At 65.4% G+C, this 15,384-nt stretch carries 14 protein-coding genes; 6 read left to right on the top strand and 8 right to left on the bottom strand.

Translation table 11 applies throughout. From position 1 onward, the window contains the following. Window positions 1–76: 76 nt before the first annotated feature. Window positions 77–1,273 (top strand): acetylornithine deacetylase, encoded by a 1,197-nt coding sequence (gene argE / locus FNB15_RS11165; RefSeq protein ID WP_144068773.1) that lies wholly within the window; start codon window positions 77–79, stop codon window positions 1,271–1,273. On the opposite strand, the gene FNB15_RS11170 is transcribed toward argE, so the two are convergent. Then, window positions 1,250–2,644, bottom strand: coding sequence for a formimidoylglutamate deiminase (locus tag FNB15_RS11170; protein ID WP_144068774.1), 1,395 nt, complete (start codon window positions 2,642–2,644; stop codon window positions 1,250–1,252). The two genes, argE and FNB15_RS11170, sit on opposite strands and share 24 nt — an antisense overlap. A 72-nt stretch (window positions 2,645–2,716) precedes the next feature. Between FNB15_RS11170 and ybaK the strand changes: the two genes are divergently transcribed. From ybaK to FNB15_RS11185, 3 genes are all read left to right on the top strand, one after another. Further along, window positions 2,717–3,196: a Cys-tRNA(Pro) deacylase gene (gene ybaK, locus FNB15_RS11175; protein WP_144068775.1), complete on the top strand. Its 480-nt coding sequence runs from the start codon at window positions 2,717–2,719 to the stop codon at window positions 3,194–3,196. Window positions 3,197–3,205: 9 nt separating this feature from the next. Next, window positions 3,206–4,447 (top strand): imidazolonepropionase, encoded by a 1,242-nt coding sequence (gene hutI / locus FNB15_RS11180; RefSeq protein ID WP_144068776.1) that lies wholly within the window; start codon window positions 3,206–3,208, stop codon window positions 4,445–4,447. Window positions 4,448–4,580: 133 nt separating this feature from the next. Beyond that, window positions 4,581–4,928: a hypothetical protein gene (locus tag FNB15_RS11185; protein ID WP_144068777.1), complete on the top strand. Its 348-nt coding sequence runs from the start codon at window positions 4,581–4,583 to the stop codon at window positions 4,926–4,928. Between the two features lie 13 nt (window positions 4,929–4,941). Here the strand turns inward: FNB15_RS11185 and FNB15_RS20955 are convergent, their stop codons facing one another. After that, on the bottom strand, window positions 4,942–5,751 hold the full coding sequence (locus FNB15_RS20955; RefSeq protein ID WP_185973527.1) for a creatininase family protein: 810 nt from the start codon (window positions 5,749–5,751) through the stop codon (window positions 4,942–4,944). A 591-nt stretch (window positions 5,752–6,342) separates the two neighbouring features. Between FNB15_RS20955 and FNB15_RS11195 the strand changes: the two genes are divergently transcribed. Beyond that, entirely contained in the window at window positions 6,343–7,737 is a 1,395-nt protein-coding gene (locus tag FNB15_RS11195; protein WP_246068663.1) for an RsmB/NOP family class I SAM-dependent RNA methyltransferase, read from the top strand. Here the strand turns inward: FNB15_RS11195 and FNB15_RS11200 are convergent. The 3 genes from FNB15_RS11200 to FNB15_RS11210 form a co-directional block, all read right to left on the bottom strand. Beyond that, a complete protein-coding gene (locus tag FNB15_RS11200) occupies window positions 7,681–8,433 on the bottom strand; it encodes a glutamine amidotransferase-related protein (RefSeq protein WP_221932636.1) in 753 nt (250 codons plus the stop codon). The two genes, FNB15_RS11195 and FNB15_RS11200, sit on opposite strands and share 57 nt — an antisense overlap. 84 nt (window positions 8,434–8,517) lie before the next feature. Then, window positions 8,518–9,279 (bottom strand): glucose 1-dehydrogenase, encoded by a 762-nt coding sequence (locus FNB15_RS11205; protein WP_144068779.1) that lies wholly within the window; start codon window positions 9,277–9,279, stop codon window positions 8,518–8,520. 72 nt (window positions 9,280–9,351) lie between these two features. Beyond that, window positions 9,352–10,578 (bottom strand): threonine ammonia-lyase, encoded by a 1,227-nt coding sequence (locus tag FNB15_RS11210; protein ID WP_144068780.1) that lies wholly within the window; start codon window positions 10,576–10,578, stop codon window positions 9,352–9,354. A gap of 114 nt (window positions 10,579–10,692) precedes the next feature. On the opposite strand from FNB15_RS11210, the gene FNB15_RS11215 reads away from it, so the two are divergent. Beyond that, complete coding sequence (locus tag FNB15_RS11215; protein ID WP_144068781.1) at window positions 10,693–11,208, top strand: DUF2244 domain-containing protein; 516 nt, start codon at window positions 10,693–10,695, stop codon at window positions 11,206–11,208. 1 nt (window position 11,209) lies between these two features. Here the strand turns inward: FNB15_RS11215 and dapB are convergent, their stop codons facing one another. The 3 genes from dapB to dnaK all read right to left on the bottom strand — a co-directional run bounded on the left by dapB (window position 11,210) and on the right by dnaK (window position 15,288). After that, window positions 11,210–12,025, bottom strand: a complete 816-nt coding sequence (dapB, locus tag FNB15_RS11220) for a 4-hydroxy-tetrahydrodipicolinate reductase (RefSeq protein ID WP_144068782.1) — start codon at window positions 12,023–12,025, stop codon at window positions 11,210–11,212. An 85-nt stretch (window positions 12,026–12,110) separates the two neighbouring features. Next, window positions 12,111–13,259 (bottom strand): molecular chaperone DnaJ, encoded by a 1,149-nt coding sequence (gene dnaJ / locus FNB15_RS11225; protein WP_144068783.1) that lies wholly within the window; start codon window positions 13,257–13,259, stop codon window positions 12,111–12,113. An 85-nt stretch (window positions 13,260–13,344) separates the two neighbouring features. Continuing rightward, window positions 13,345–15,288 carry a molecular chaperone DnaK gene (gene dnaK, locus FNB15_RS11230; RefSeq protein WP_144068784.1) on the bottom strand — a complete coding sequence of 648 codons (1,944 nt, stop codon included), beginning with the start codon at window positions 15,286–15,288 and terminating at the stop codon, window positions 13,345–13,347. Window positions 15,289–15,384: the final 96 nt, after the last annotated feature.

The following is a 15,384-nucleotide window of genomic DNA, read 5'->3' on the forward strand; positions in this document are numbered from 1 at the left end:
AGTGGGGGGCGACTGAACCAATTCCTGCCGGTGATTCACTGTTGACCGGCGGAATTCGCCGCCCTAAACCGGATACATGACATCTCCTAGCCAGGCCTCGCTCGACTGGATCGCCCGGCTGGTCGGTTTCGACACCACCAGCAGGCTCTCCAACCTCAACCTGATCGACGACATCGCCGCCTATCTGGCGCAGCATGGCGTGGCATCGGAAAAGATATTCGACGCCACGGGCAAGAAGGCCAATCTCTACGCCACCATCGGGCCAAAGGATGTCGGCGGCATCGTGCTGTCGGGCCATACCGACGTGGTGCCGGTCGACGGCCAGCCCTGGACCAGCGATCCCTTCAAGGTGATCCAGCGCGGCGAGCGGCTGTTCGGCCGCGGCACCTCGGATATGAAGAGCTTCATCGCGCTCTGCCTGGCGCTGCTGCCCGAGATGCTGGAAAAGCCCTTGAGCGTGCCGCTGCATTTCGCCTTTTCCTACGACGAGGAAGTGGGCTGCATCGGCGTGCATGGCATCATCGAATTCATCAATCGCGGCGGCCCGATGCCCAAGCTCGCCATCATCGGCGAGCCGACCGACATGCAGGTGGTGAACGCGCATAAGAGCGTCTGTGCCTGCAACACCACGGTGCGCGGCTTCGAGGCGCATTCCTCGGCCACGCATCAGGGCGTCAACGCGATCCAGATGGCGGCCGAACTGATCGCCGAGATGAACCGCATCCAGGTGGAATACCAGAAGCCGGAGCATCGCGATGCGCGGTTCGAGCCGCCTTATACCACCATCACGGTGGGCGAGATCCATGGCGGCACCGCGCGCAATATCCTCGCGCGCGAATGCAGGCTGGCCTGGGATATCCGGAGCGTGAAGCCCGAGCATGACACCGTCATCCTCGATGCCGTGAAGCGCTATGCTGCCGAAACGCTGGAGCCGCGGATGAAAAAGATCCGCCCCGAAACCGGCATCGATACCGAGATGGTTGCCTTCGCGCCGGCCTTGCTGCCGGCCGAGCGCAATCCTGCCGAAACGCTGGCGCTGAAGCTGGCCGGCCAGAACCAGACCCACGCCGTCTCTTACGGCACCGAAGCCGGCATTTTCCAGATCGGCGGCGTGCCCGCCGTGGTCTGCGGTCCGGGCAATATCCGCGAGGCGCACAAGCCGGACGAATATATCGAGATCAGCCAGGTGGCCGAGGGCGAGGCTTTCCTGCGCCGTCTGATCGCCTTCTGCCGCGAACCCGGCAGCCGCTCATTCCTCGAGCAGGCGGCGTAACGTCCGGGCGTGCCGCGCAGCGAGCGCTTCGCTGCGGATATGTAGGCCATTCTCCACCACGCGCGTGCCGGCGACATAGACGTCGCGAATGGCGGAACGTGTTTGATTGGAGAAGATCCAGGCATCCAGCGCCATGTCGCCGCTGCGGCTGCTCATGCAAGGCGCGTCCCGATCAAGCAGAATGAAATCGGCGCGATGGCCCGGCGCAATCGCACCCATCGGCTGGCCCAGCGCCTGTGCGCCGCCTTTCAATGCCGATTCATACAGCCGTCGCCCGGTGGAGCGATCCGCGCCGCCGGCCAGCACGGTGCGGTTGCGATGCAGCAGCCGCTGGCCGTATTCCAGCAGCCGCAGATCTTCCGCCACCGAGACGCTGATATGGCTGTCCGAGCCCATGCCGATGCGGCCACCGGCCGCCATGTAATCGACGGCCGGGAAGATGCCGTCACCCAGATTGGCTTCGGTGGTAGGACAAAGCCCGGCGACGGCTTTTGATTCCGCGAGCCGTCGCGTCTCGTCGGCATCCAGATGCGTGGCATGCACCAGGCACCAGCGCTTGTTGACGATGCCCTGATCCAGCAGCCACTGCACCGGCCGCTTGCCGCTCCAGCCGAGGCAATCGTCCACCTCCGCCGTCTGTTCGGCGATATGGATATGGATCGGCGCGGCGTTGTCGATGGCGTCGAGTGCGGCGATGCCATCGCGCAGCAGCTCTGGCGTGACCGCGCGTAAACTATGCGGCGCGATGCCGAGGCGGCGGTCGCTGCGGTTCTGCAGCTGCGGGGCCAGCGCCTGCAGCAGGCGGACATAGGCGTCAGCATCATGCAGGAAGCGGCGCTGGCGCTCCTGCGGCTCTTTGCCGCCGAAGCCGCCATAGCGATACAGCACCGGCAGATGGGTCAGGCCAATGCCGGCGGCATCTGCAGCCGCCAGAATCCGCCAGCTGAGTTCGGCCGGATCGGCGTATGACGCGCCGCCGGGCTGGTGATGCAGATAATGGAATTCGGCCACCGCCGTGAAACCGGCTTCCAGCATCTCTGCATACAACTGCCCGGCGATGGCCTCGACATCTTCGGGCGTCAGCTTTGCCGCGAAGCGATACATGGTTTCGCGCCAGGTCCAGAAACTGTCGCTGCCGGGTCCGCTGCGTTCGGCCAGGCCGGCCATGGCGCGCTGGAAGGCATGGCTGTGCAGGTTGGGCATGCCGGGCAACACCGGGCCATTCAGCAGCGTCGCTGCATCGTCACTGCGCCCCGTATTCGCTGATTGGGGTGTCGCCTTGGCGATCAGGCCGGCCGCATCCACGCTGACCAGCACATTGTCGTGCCAGCCATCCGGCAGCAGGGCCTGACGCAACAGGAAGCGACGCATGACGGACTCTCCAAACTTGTATATATAAGTTGGCAGAAACTGCCGCTTTCCGAAAGACACACAGAGGCTGACGTGTCGAAGACCACCCGCGCAACCCTGTTCCTGAAGCAGAAGGGCGCCCAGTTCACTGTCCACACGTATGACTACGACCCGGATGCCGACAAGGTTGGTATCCAGGCGGCCGAAGCGCTGGGTGAACGCCCCGAGCGCGTATTGAAAACCCTGATGGCGCTGGTTGATGGCAAGCCGGTCTGCGTGGTGGTGCCGTCCGACCGCGAAGTCTCGATGAAAAAACTGGCTGCCGTGTTCGGCGGCAAGTCGGCGCAGATGATGAAGCCGGCAGATGCCGAACGCGCCACGGGATATGTTGTCGGCGGCATCAGTCCCTTTGGCCAGAAGAAAGCCGCACCCACAGCCATCGAAGAGGCCGCCCTTGTGCATGACCTCGTCTACCTGAATGGCGGCCAGCGCGGCCTGCAGGTGCGGCTCAGGCCATCCGATATTGCCGGCCTGCTGGATGCGAAGATGGCGCCGCTGGTCAGCGATGAGTAGGCTGCAGACATGATTGATACTTGGGACAGCGTCTGGCGCGGCGCCGATCTTGCCACCATGAAAGTCGGCAGCGCCGACGGCTTCGGCAGCATCCGCGACGGTGCGCTGGCGCTGAAAGGCGGCCGCATCAGTTGGGTCGGCCCGGCGGCGCAGTTGCCGAAAGACGGCATCGGGCGCCACACCGCCGTGCATGATGTCGAGGGCGGCTGGATCACGCCCAGCCTGATCGACTGCCATACGCATCTGGTTTATGGCGGCGACCGCGCGCAGGAATTCGAATTGCGGCTGAATGGCGCGACCTATGAAGAGATCGCGCGCGCCGGCGGCGGCATCCGCTCCACGGTGACGGCCACGCGCGGCGCCAGTGAGGACGAGCTGCTGGTGCAGAGCGAGAAGCGGCTTAGGCCTTTGCTGACCGAGGGCGTCGCCACGCTGGAAATCAAGTCGGGCTACGGCCTGGATCTCGACAACGAGCTGAAGGCGCTGCGCGTCGCACGCCGGCTGGGAGAGAAATATCCCGTACGCATCTGCACGACGCTCCTCGCGGCTCATGCCCTGCCGCCGGAATACGCCGGCAATGCCGATGGCTATATCGATCTGGTCTGCAACGAGATCATTCCGGCCGCCAAAGCCGCGGGTCTTGCCGATGCGGTGGATGCCTTCTGCGAAAATATCGGCTTCACGCCGGAGCAGACGCGGCGTGTGTTTGAAGCGGCGAGGCAGCATGGTCTGCCGGTGAAACTGCATGCCGAGCAGCTCAGCAACCTGAATGGCGCAGCACTGGCCGCGAGTTTCAACGCGCTGTCGGCCGACCATCTGGAACATCTGGACGAAGCCGGCGCGCAGGCGATGGCCAGGGCCGGCACGGTGGCGGTGCTGCTGCCCGGCGCCTTCTATGTGCTGCGCGAGACGAAGCTGCCGCCGGTCGGCCTGCTGCGCCAGTATCAGGTGCCGATGGCGGTCTCGACCGACTGCAACCCCGGCACCTCGCCGGTCACGTCGTTGCTGCTGATGCTCTCGATGGCCTGCACGCTGTTCCGGCTGACCCCGGCCGAGGCACTGGCCGGGGCGACGCGCGAGGCCGCCCGGGCGCTCGGGCTGGCAAGTGAGACCGGGACGTTAGAGGTTGGGAAAACCGCCGATTTCACGCTTTGGGATATCGCCCGGCCGGCGTCTTTGGCCTATCAGGTGGGCTTAAATCCACTACGCCAGGCGGTGTTCCGCGGCCGGCCGCTGCCGGGCCGGAGCTGATCCCGGACTGATTCGCCCGCCAATCGACTCCGGGCATTAACTACAAAAGTCACGTTGCGCTGGAACGGAACAGGCCTATATCCTGTTTATAGCGCAGGTCTGCACCGGGGTGCGCCATGGCGAAAGGTGACGCATGAACGATTGGCTCTATGTGATGGGTGGCGGCATCGTCCTGCTGTGGCTGGGCGCGTGGCTGCTGTTGCATCTGGGCAATTTCGAGCAGCGCATCAGCCAGGTGCGCATGTCTCTGGAAGTGCGCATGGGCGCCATCGAGAAGCAGTTCAACGCCTATAACAAGTTCTTCGCCGACAACGAGCGCAGCTCGCAGCTCACCCATGTCGAGTTGAGCGACCTTAAGAGCGACATCTCCGATCTCAAGAACCAGCTGGATGAAGTGAAGCGCGCCATCAACGTGATGGAAGTCGCGGTCAACGACCTCAAGCTGCGCACCAACAATCCGCGCAATCTGCGGATCGTCTGACGCTCTGATTTCTCTACAGATCCGTCCAGAGCAGGCGCAGGTCGGCGACGATCTCGTCGACCATCGCAGCCAGCAGCGCTTCGCCTTTTTCCGCCGTCGCCGTGGTGGCATCGCCCGTGGTGCCGCTGCGGTTCAGCACGCCACCGGCGCGCTCTTCCGGCGTGAAGCGCAGCGGACGGCGCAAGCTCAGCAGCCGCGGCTCGTCGCTGTCCTCGGGCGGCAGGTCGTCTTCGTCGTCTTCGGCATCGGCGGCCATCTCCTGCAGCCGGTCGAGCCGGACCAGCGCCGGCTGGATCGCCAGCAGCAGCGACGTGTCGCGTTCGTCAAGGTCGTCCGCGCTGGCGGTGCTGCTGCCGAGCCCCAATAATCCAAGTCTGGGCAGATCGGCCGTGGCGATGCGCACGCCATGTCGATGCAGGATGTCCTGCGCCACCAGTTTCAGCGGTGCCTCGGTGGCGATGCCGTTGTTCAGCAGCAGGATGCGTTCGCTGCCGTGGCGCAGATAACCCTCGATCACTTCGGTGACCAGCGCCTGGAAGGTGGCTGCCTCGAGATGCTGGCTGCCGGGATAATCCATGAAGGCGGGCTGAAAGCCCTGCGCGATGCAGGGCGCGACCAGCACGGGAAGGGTGGCGAGCAGGCGTTCAGCCACCACCTCGGCCACCAGCCGGTCGGTGCCGAGCGGCAGGTGCGGGCCATGGGCGCGGCTGGCGGCCCCGATCGGAATCACCACGGGCAGGCCGTCGCCCAGCAGGTTGGCGGCGTCCACCCAGGTCAGATCGGCCAGCCGGAAGCCGGAGCGGGGATGCGAGGAAGCAGTCACGAGCGGATAACGCAAAGTCCCGTTGGTTGGTTGCCTCCAGCCTAGCACGGGCTGGGGCGGGCGGGCAGCCCAAGTCTTGTGGTGGGCGGGCAGGCGGCCTATGACAGCCCCATGTCCCGTCGTCCCCCTTCCAAGTCCTCCGGCAAAGCCCCAGGCAAAGCTCCCGGCAAGGCTTCCGGTAAACCGCCCGGAAAAGCCTCCGGCCGCGCCCCCTCTGCTGGCGGCAAGCCGTCTGCGGCCCGCCCGCCTGCTGCCCGTCCGACTGGCGGCAAGCCTGCCCGTCCTGCCAAGGCCGGTGGCGGCAAACCCGCCACCTCCGGCCGTCCGGCCAGGTCTGCCGGCTCCAGGCCGACAGGCGCCAAACCTGCCCGTCCCGCCAAGGCGGTGAGCTGGGGCGAAACCCGCAATGCCGAACGTGAGGCTCTGCGTCGCGGCCCCCGTGCCGAAGCAGCACCCCGCGACGACCGGCCCCGCGAGGACAGGCCGCGCGAAGACCGGCCGCGCCGCGACGACCGTCGCACAGACAGACCCCGCGACGACCGGCCCCGTCAGGATCGCCCGCGTGAGGAGCGTTCGTTCGGAGATCGGTCGTTGAGAGATCGGCCGCGCGACGATCGCCGTTCGCGCTCTGACGACCGCGGCCAGCGCCCGGACAGAGCGTCCGAGGCCCGCCCCGAGCGCAAGCAGGATAAAATCCGTGTCGGCAGCAGCCGCAAGGTGCTGGAAGGCGCGGTGAACCTGCTGGATGCCATGTTCCCCAGCCGCGACACCGGCGACCGCGTGCGCCAGGCCTGGATGAAGCAGCATCACAAGCTTTACGACGAAGCCGAACGCGAGGCGCTGCTGCACACGGTCGACGACGTGCTGCGCCTGCGCGGCCGGCTCGACTGGTGGATCACTGGCGGTAAGAACGGCCTGCCGGCCGATGCGCGCCTGCGTGTCGCGGCCTATCGCATTCTGACCAGCGGCGCCAAGGCCGATGGCCTGCTCTGGCTGTTTGGCGGCGAGGACGATGCGGTCGGTGCTCTGCTGCGCCGGCTCGAAGGCCACACTCTGGAACACCCCGACATGCCGCCGGCGGCCCGGCACAGCGTGCCGGACTGGATCATGCCGCAGCTGAAGCATCGCTTTGGCGCCGATCTCGATCTCGAACTGGCCGCCATGCTGCGCGCGGCGCCGCTCGATGTGCGCGTCAACCGGCTGAAGACCACGCGCGAGGCCGCCGCCAGCGCTTTGCAGGCCGAAGGCCTGCGCAGCCAGTCCACGCCGTTTTCGCCGATCGGTCTGCGCCTGTCGCCGCAGGCTTACGTCAATAACACGCAGGCGCATGGCGAAGGCCTGGTCGAGCCGCAGGACGAAGGCTCGCAGCTGGCCGCTCAGCTGGTCGATGCGGGCGGCTGCAAGTTCGTGGTCGATTTCTGCGCGGGTGCGGGCGGCAAGACGCTGGTGCTGGCCGCGGCGATGAAGAATTCCGGCCGCCTGGTGGCGATGGATGTCAGCACGATCCGCCTGACGCAGGCCAAGCAGCGCTTCCGCCGTGCCGGCGTGCACAATGCCGAAACGCGCGAGATCGACGGCAAGTGGATCAAGCGCCATGCCGAGAAGGCCGAGCGCGTGCTGGTCGATGCGCCCTGCACCGGCACCGGCACCTGGCGTCGCAAGCCCGATGCCAAATGGCGGCTGAGCCAGCAGGACCTGAATGAACTGGTGCCGCGTCAGGCCGAGATTCTCGATCGTGCCGCGCGGCTGGTCGCGCCGAAAGGCGGCCGGCTGGTCTACGTTACCTGCTCGGTGCTGGTGGAAGAGAACGAAGACCAAGTGGCGGCTTTCCTCAAGCGCCATCCCGACTTCAGCCTGCTGCCGGTCAACGATGTCTGGGCGAAAACGGTGGGTGGCGCCTGTCCGGTGCCGGGGCCGTATCTGAGCCTGTCACCCGGCCGCCACGGCACGGACGGCTTCTTCGCCGCCATCCTGCTGCGCAGCTGACGTCCTGTTGAGCCAGCGGTCGAGAAAACCGCTGAGCCAGCTTGCCACGCCGGCATCGTATTTCGCGCAACTGGCGCGCATCTGGTCGCGCGCCTGCGCGCCCGGCAGCACCAGGCGATGGCCGGCATATTGCGACCACCTGCGCATCACTGTTTCCGTCACTTCCGGGTGGAACTGCACGCCATAGGCATTGCTGCCGATGCGCATCGCCTGGTTGGGGAACCAGCCGGTCGAGGCCAGCCTTACTGCGCCGCGCGGCAGGTCAAAGCCTTCGCCATGCCACTGGAAGATATGCAGCGGATCGGGAAACAGGTCGCGGCCCTTCGGCGTCGGCTTCACGGCGTAATAGCCGATCTCGTGCCAGCCCTCGGCATGCGGCGCCACGACGGCGCCCCCAGCGCGCGCCAGCAGCTGCGCGCCAAGGCAGACGCCCAGGTAAGGCTTGCCGCTGGCGACAGCCTTCGGAATGAAGTCGATTTCCTTGCGGATGAACTCCAGGTGATCGTCGTTGGCCGACATCGGGCCGCCGAAGACCACGCAGCCGTCATGGCCGCTCATGTCGCTGGGCAGCTCCTGGCCCAGGCAGGGCCGGCGGATGTCGAGATGATAGCCACGCGCCCGCAGCTGCTCGCCGATGCGGCCGGGATCGGAACTCTCCTGATGCACGATGATCAGGATGGAGGGCATGTCCGCCATGGCGTTCATGCCTCTCAATATGGCGCGATTCGGCGAGCCTGAGAAGATGAGATGACGACCGCTTGTGGCGGCCGTCACGCCCAATTACTGGGCGGTAATGCCGCCATCCAGCACAAATTCCGTGCCGGTGACGAATTTCGACTCATCCGAGGCCAGATACAGGATGCAGTTGGCGACATCGATCGGTTCGCCGAGCCGACCGAGCGGCACCTGTGCCTCCAGCTTGGCGCGGCGGTCGGCCGGATCGCCACCGGCATGGATCATGCCCTGCACCATCGGCGTGTCGATGAAGGTCGGATGCACCGAGTTGCAGCGGATGTCGTATTTGCGCTTGGCGCAATGCAGGGCCGTGGTCTTGGCCAGCATGCGAGCGGCAGCTTTTGAGGTGTTGTAGGCCGACATGTTGTGGCCGGCGATAATGCCCGACACCGACGAGATGATGATGATCGAGCCCGGCGCATGCTGCTTCATGCGCGGCAGGCCGTGTTTGATGCCCAGGAACGGCCCGTGCAGGTTCACGTTATGCACGAAGTGCCATTCCTCGACGCTGATGTCCTCGATGTTCTTCAGCACGCCGACACCGGCCGAATGCACCATCACGTTCAGCTTGCCGAACGCGGCATCCACCACATCCAGCGCCGCGATCCACTGCTGCTCGCTGGTGACATCCAGATTGATGGCGATGGCATTCTTGCCGATCTTCTCGGCCACCTCGCGGGCGCCGTCGAGATTGCGGTCGGCGACAGCGACCTTGGCGCCTTCGGCCGCCAGCAGTTCGGCGGTGGCCTTGCCCAGACCGGATGCACCGCCGGTGATCAGCGCGACTTTGTTGGCTACGCGGGCCATGATGTCCTCCCTTTGATTTGACGGAAGGATAGCCATGTTTCGGGCGGGGTCGCAAACCTGCCGTAGCGGCAGTTAGTCCGGTTCTTCCACCTTGGCCGGCAGGCCGGCGGCAGCCAGCGCCACGAGAAGGTCCTTCAGGTGGGCGCGGTCGCGCGCCTCGACCACGAATTCGATCTCGGTCGACTTGGCCGAGGCCAGGGTGAACAGGCGCTGGTGCGCCACTTCCACGATATTGACGCCGGCCGCACCGATCACGCCGGCCGCCTTGGCCAACCGCCCCGGCGCGTCGTCGGTCATGACGATGACGCGGGCGAGACGGCCGTCGCGCACCAGGCCGCGCATCAGCACGCTGGCGAGCAGGCGGGTATCGATATTGCCGCCTGACAGCACGATGCCTACGTGGCGCCCCTTGAAGCGGGATGAATCCGCCAGCAGCGCGGCAAGTCCCGCAGCACCCGCGCCCTCGGTGACGGTCTTCTCGATTTCCACCAGCGCCACGATGGCGCGTTCGATATCGGCCTCGCGCGCGATCAGCACGTCATCGACATAACGCCGCGCCACATCCATCGGCGCGCGGCCGATATCGCGCACGGAAATGCCTTCCGCAATCGAGATGCCGCCCACTTGTACAGGTAAACCGTGCATCTCCTGATACATCGCGGTGTAAAGCTCGGATTCCACGCCGAAGATGCGCAGCTCGGGCTTGAGCGCCTTGGCCGCGACAGCAATACCGGCGATCAGCCCGCCGCCGCCGACCGGCACGATCAGGTCCTGCAGCTCGGGCGCCTGGCCCAGCATCTCGATCACCGCGGTGCCCTGGCCGGCCATGATGGCGGGATCGTCATAGGGATGCACGAAGACGAGATTCTGCGCTTCCGCCAGCGCGCGGGCATGCGTGGCGGATTCCACCAGCGTGTCGCCTTCCATCACCACATTGGCGCCGAAGGCCTTCACATGCCGCACCTTCACAAAGGGCGTAATCGTCGGCATCACGATGGTGGCCGGTATACCGAGGCGACCCGCGTGATAGGCGACGCCCTGTGCATGATTGCCGGCCGACATGGCGATGACGCCGCGCTTGCGCTCGGTGTCTGTCAGCTGCAGCAGCTTGTTGAGCGCGCCGCGCTCCTTGAAGCTGGCCGTGAACTGGTGGTTCTCGAATTTCAGCCAGACCTCCGCGCCGGTCAGTCCCGACAGCGTGCGCGAATGCAGGCAGGGCGTCTCGGCCACGGCGCCCTTGATGCGGGATGCTGCGGCGCGGATATCGGCGAGCGTGATTTGCGGGGCCAGACTGGTCATCGGTGTGCCAACTAAACTGCGGATAACCCAGTATAATCTGGCATTGGCGGCAGGTCACTCGATATAGGGGAGTTTTACTTGGCCAATGGCTGCCTCGGGATTAGCCTAAGCGGCATGGACCAATCGCCAAACCATAGCCGGGCGCCCATTTTCGACATCGAGCTGAAACCCTACCGCTCGCTGGGGCCGCGCGGCTTTGCCATCCTGATCGGCGTGGTGGCCCTGGGCAATCTCGGCGCCGGGCTGGCCTTCTGGCTGCTGGGCGCCTGGCCGGTCTTCGCCTTCTGTGCACTGGATGTGCTGCTGGTCTGGCTCGCCTTCAAATACAGCTACCGCCAGCAGCGCGCGCGCGAATTCATCCGGCTCGACGACAGCACACTGGAAATCCGCCGCGTCGATATCCAGGGCCAGGAAACGGTCTGGCGGCTGCAGCCCTACTGGCTGCGGATCGAATGCGATGCCGAAGATGAGAGCGCCAACTTACGCATCTGGAGTCATGGCCGCGCGCTGCCGCTCGGCACTTTCCTGAGCCCTGATGAGCGCCGCCATCTGGCCGATGGCCTGCGCGAGGCACTGTGGCGCTGGCGTCAGCCGCAAGGCGCGGGATTGCGGCCTCTGACTGAAGCCTGATTTAGTTATTGAGGCCGAGCACATCGGCCATGCGATAGAGGCCGGGCAGCTTGCCCTTGGTCCAGATCGCCGCGCGCACCGCGCCGCGCGCGAAGATGCTGCGGTCGGTCGCCTTGTGCGTCAGTTCGATCCGCTCGTTATCGGCGGCAAAGATGACGGTGTGTTCGCCGGCGACATTGCCACCGCGCAAAGCCGCGAAACCGATATCGCCGCGCTTGCGCTCACCGGTGATGCCGTCGCGGCCGCGATCGGAAATCTTGTCGAGCGGCTGGCCCCGACCCAGCGCTGCCATCTCGCCGAACAGGATCGCGGTGCCGCTCGGCGCATCCACCTTCATGCGGTGATGCATCTCCACGATCTCGATATCCCAGTCCTCGCCCAAGGACGCCGCTACCTGGCGGGTCAGGCCGGCCAGGATGTTGACGCCGAGGCTCATATTGTAGCTCTGCACCACGGCGCAGTGATGCGCCGCCTTTTCCAGCGCCTCGAACTGCGTCGGCTCAAGCCCGGTGGTGCCGACCACATAGGCGGTCTTGCCCTGGGCGGCGAGTGTCGCATGGCGGCTGACGGCGGCCGGCGGCGAGAAGTCGATCACCACGTCGACAGTGCCGAACAGGGCGGCGGCATCCTCGGTGATCGCCACGCCGGTCGGGCCGATGCCGGCGAGTTCGCCCGGATCCTTGCCCAAAGCGGGATTGCCCGGCTGCTCGATGCCGCCGGCCAGCACAGCTGCGCCCTTGCTGGCGGCGATTTCGCGCGTGATGGCCTGGCCCATGCGGCCGGCGACGCCGACGATACCGATGCGGACTGCGGACATGATGATCCCCAAGAAGACGTGGCGACGAGATGGTCGCGCAGTCTAGCAGAGGGGCAGGCAGGGCGTGAAGGCTGTGGAGGGTGGGCTACTCGGCCTTGCCGCCGAGCATTTCCTTCACCTTGTCGAAGAAGCCGGTGCTTTCCGGGCTGCTTTCCTCGCCATCCAGCTTGGCGAATTCCTCCAGCAGCTCGCGCTGCTTCTTGGAGAGCTTCACCGGCGTTTCCACCATCACCTGGATATAGAGATCACCGTTGCCGGCACCGAAGCCGGACTGCTGCAGCGAGGGCATGCCCTTGCCGCGCAGGCGGAACTGCTTGCCGGTCTGCGTGCCCTCGGGCAGCGTGATGCGGGCCTGGCCGCCATCCAGCGTCGGCACTTCCACGCTGCCGCCGAGCGCGGCCGTGGTCATCGAGACTGGCACGCGGCAATGCAGATGCTGGCCCTCGCGGCGGAACAGCCGGTGCGGCTTCACAGTCAGGAAAACATACAGATCGCCAGATGTGCCGCCGCGCAAACCGGCTTCGCCTTCGCCGGCCAGCCGGATGCGGTTGCCTTCATCCACGCCGGGCGGGATATCCACGCTCAGCGTCTTTTCCTTGTGGGTGCGACCGGCGCCGCCGCAGACCTTGCAGGGCTTTTCGATCACACGGCCGGCGCCGCCGCAGGTGGGGCAGGCGCGTTCGATGGTGAAGAAGCCCTGCTGCGCGCGCACCTTGCCGGCGCCCTTGCAGGTCGGGCAGGCGATCGGCTGCGCACCGGCTTCGGCACCCGAACCGTCGCAGGATTCGCAGGCGATCGATGTCGGCACGCGGATCTTGGCCGCCTTGCCCTTGAAGCAGTCTTCCAGCGTGATTTCGAGATTGTAGCGCAGGTCCGAGCCGCGATTGCCGCCGCCGCGCTGGCCGCCACGCTGGCCGCCCATGAATTCGCCGAACAGGTCGTCGAAAATGTCGGAAAACGATGTGAAGTCGAAGCCCTGGCCGCCGCCGCGACCGCCCATGCCGCCCTCGAACGCCGCATGGCCATACTGGTCGTAGGCGGCACGTTTTTGATCGTCGCGCAGCACGTCGTAGGCTTCGCTGACTTCCTTGAACTTGTGCTCGGCCTCGGCATTGTCCGGATTGCGGTCCGGATGGAATTGCATGGCCAGCTTGCGGAAAGCCTTCTTCAGCTCTTCCGCATTCGCCGTCTTGGCCACGCCAAGAACTTCATAGTAATCGCGCTTGTTCGCCATGCCGCGAAAATCCCGCCCGCTGCTCAATCCCTAAAGCGGAACCGGGCGCCGTCGGTTTGCGACGGCGCCCGGTTTGCCCGCAGGCTTACTTCTTTTTCTTGTCGTCTTTCACTTCTTCGAATTCGGCATCGACGACGCCGTCATCCTTCTTGGCGCTTTCGCCGCCGCCGGCCGACGATGCATCGCCGCCAGCAGCGTCTGCACCGGCGCCTTCAGCAGCGCCCTGCGACTTGTACAGCGCTTCGCCCAGCTTCATGGCGACCTGGCTCAGGCTCTGCGCCTTGGCCTTGATCGCCTCGGCGTCATTGGCCTCGATGGCCTTGCGCAGCTCGGCAATCGCGGCTTCGGCTTCACCCTTCTCCGTGGCCGGGGCCTTGTCGCCCAGGTCGGTGATGGTCTTTTCGGTGGCGTGGATCAGGGCTTCTGCCTGGTTCTTGGCCTCGACCGCATCGCGCCGCTTCTTGTCTTCCGCGGCATGCTCCTCGGCGTCCTTCACCATCTTCTTGATGTCGTCTTCCGACAGACCACCAGACGCCTGGATACGGATCTGCTGTTCCTTGCCGGTGCCCTTGTCCTTGGCCGAGACATGCACGATGCCGTTGGCGTCGATGTCGAAGGTCACCTCGATCTGCGGCACGCCGCGTGGCGCCGACGGGATGCCGACCAGGTCGAACTGGCCCAGCAGCTTGTTGTCGGCCGCCATCTCGCGTTCGCCCTGGAAGACCCGGATCGTCACCGCGCCCTGATTATCTTCGGCGGTGGAGAAGACCTGGCTCTTCTTGGTCGGGATCGTGGTGTTGCGCTCGATCAGCTTGGTGAACACGCCACCCAGCGTCTCGATGCCCAAGCTGAGCGGAGTCACGTCGAGCAGCAGCACGTCCTTGACGTCGCCCTGCAGCACGCCGGCCTGGATGGCGGCGCCGATGGCAACCACTTCATCCGGGTTGACGCCCTTGTGCGGCTCGCGGCCGAACAGCTGCTTGACGGCCTCGATCACCTTCGGCATGCGGCTCATGCCGCCGACGAGCACGACTTCGTCGATGTCGCCAGCCGAAAGATCAGCGTCCTTGAGCGCCTTCTTGCAGGGCTCGACGGTGCGCTGGATCAGGTCGTCGACCAGCGCTTCCAGCTTGGAGCGGGTCAGCTTCATCACCAGATGCTTCGGACCCGAGGCATCGGCGGTGATGAAGGGCAGGTTCACTTCGGTCTGCGTCGCCGACGACAGCTCGATCTTGGCCTTTTCGGCAGCTTCCTTCAGGCGCTGCAGCGCCAGACGGTCGCTGCGCAGGTCGATGCCCTGTTCCTTCTTGAATTCTGTGGCGAAGTAATCGACCAGGCGGAGGTCGAAGTCTTCGCCGCCGAGGAAGGTGTCGCCATTGGTGGAGCGCACTTCGAACACGCCGTCGCCGATCTCAAGGATCGACACGTCGAAGGTGCCGCCGCCCAGATCGTAAACCGCGATCTTCTTGCCGTCGCTCTGCTTGTCGAGGCCATAGGCCAGCGCCGCCGCGGTCGGCTCGTTGATGATGCGCAGCACTTCAAGACCGGCAATGCGGCCGGCGTCCTTGGTCGCCTGGCGCTGCGCGTCGTTGAAGTAGGCGGGAACGGTGATGACGGCCTGCGTCACCTTCTCGCCGAGGAAGCTCTCGGCGGTTTCCTTCATCTTCTGCAGGATGAAGGCCGAGACCTGACTCGGGCTGTATTTCTCTTCCTGCACGCCAACCCAGGCGTCGCCGTTGTCGCCCTTGACGACCTTGTACGGCACCATCTCGGTGAAGCGGCGGGTCGCGTCATCGGTGAAGGCGCGACCGATCAGGCGCTTCACGGCGAAGAGCGTGTTTTCCGGGTTGGTGACGGCCTGGCGCTTGGCCGGCTGGCCGATCAGGCGCTCGCCATCCTTGGTGAAGGCGACCATCGACGGCGTGGTGCGCGCGCCTTCGGCGTTCTCGACAACCTTCGGATTCTTGCCATCCATGATGGCGATACAGGAATTCGTGGTACCCAGATCGATGCCAATGACTTTGGCCATAGTCTCACTCCTTTGTCCGGCAGTCCGCAGCGGCCTTGATCCAAGCGCGGCGGCGAACCCCTTTCGGTTCAACTGTTCGCCGGGTATGTAAGTGGG

Source organism: Ferrovibrio terrae (assembly GCF_007197755.1).
Classification (GTDB): Bacteria; Pseudomonadota; Alphaproteobacteria; order Ferrovibrionales; family Ferrovibrionaceae; genus Ferrovibrio; species Ferrovibrio terrae.

Bases quoted from the DNA above. Each gene is read 5' to 3' on its own strand.
- argE (WP_144068773.1), top strand. From the start codon at position 77: ATGACATCTCCTAGCCAGGCCTCGCTCGACTGGATCGCCCGGCTGGTC.
- FNB15_RS11170 (WP_144068774.1), bottom strand. From the start codon at position 2,644: ATGCGTCGCTTCCTGTTGCGTCAGGCCCTGCTGCCGGATGGCTGGCAC.
- hutI (WP_144068776.1), top strand. From the start codon at position 3,206: ATGATTGATACTTGGGACAGCGTCTGGCGCGGCGCCGATCTTGCCACC.
- FNB15_RS11185 (WP_144068777.1), top strand. From the start codon at position 4,581: ATGAACGATTGGCTCTATGTGATGGGTGGCGGCATCGTCCTGCTGTGG.
- FNB15_RS11200 (WP_221932636.1), bottom strand. From the start codon at position 8,433: ATGGCGGACATGCCCTCCATCCTGATCATCGTGCATCAGGAGAGTTCC.
- FNB15_RS11205 (WP_144068779.1), bottom strand. From the start codon at position 9,279: ATGGCCCGCGTAGCCAACAAAGTCGCGCTGATCACCGGCGGTGCATCC.
- FNB15_RS11210 (WP_144068780.1), bottom strand. From the start codon at position 10,578: ATGACCAGTCTGGCCCCGCAAATCACGCTCGCCGATATCCGCGCCGCA.
- FNB15_RS11215 (WP_144068781.1), top strand. From the start codon at position 10,693: ATGGACCAATCGCCAAACCATAGCCGGGCGCCCATTTTCGACATCGAG.
- dapB (WP_144068782.1), bottom strand. From the start codon at position 12,025: ATGTCCGCAGTCCGCATCGGTATCGTCGGCGTCGCCGGCCGCATGGGC.
- dnaJ (WP_144068783.1), bottom strand. From the start codon at position 13,259: ATGGCGAACAAGCGCGATTACTATGAAGTTCTTGGCGTGGCCAAGACG.
- dnaK (WP_144068784.1), bottom strand. From the start codon at position 15,288: ATGGCCAAAGTCATTGGCATCGATCTGGGTACCACGAATTCCTGTATC.